Source organism: Flavobacterium aureirubrum (assembly GCF_038739835.1).
In the GTDB taxonomy this organism is placed as follows: Bacteria; Bacteroidota; Bacteroidia; order Flavobacteriales; family Flavobacteriaceae; genus Flavobacterium; species Flavobacterium aureirubrum.
In genome coordinates this window covers 1-290 of sequence record NZ_JBCGDO010000134.1, presented here as the reverse complement: position 1 = coordinate 290, position 290 = coordinate 1, and the positions used below count along the sequence as shown (strand labels likewise).

Below are 290 nucleotides of genomic sequence, written 5' to 3'. Positions count from 1 at the left end.
CAGTTTCAAACTCATTTTTACAAATTTTAATTCTGTTGTGACGAGCAAATTTGCATATCTCTAATGGCATACTATCAACGATGAAATAATCTTCAAATTCTAAAAAATGTGAAGCAAGTTTTATTCTTACTTCTTCTAAAAATAAAAACAATTTTCGCCTTCTTTTATTGAATTGACTTCGCTCAATTAAATTAGAAATTTGTTCTTTGTTTATCTCTTTAAATAAGGAGTTTTTACTATCAATAGACATAAATTCAGCGGTTAAACTCAATGCAACTACTTCTAAATCA

1 protein-coding gene is annotated in these 290 nt (G+C 26.6%); it reads right to left on the bottom strand.

The features are described 5' to 3' along the window. The coding region (locus WFZ85_RS16245) for a transposase family protein (protein ID WP_461782277.1) at positions 1-290 on the bottom strand (290 nt) is incomplete at both ends.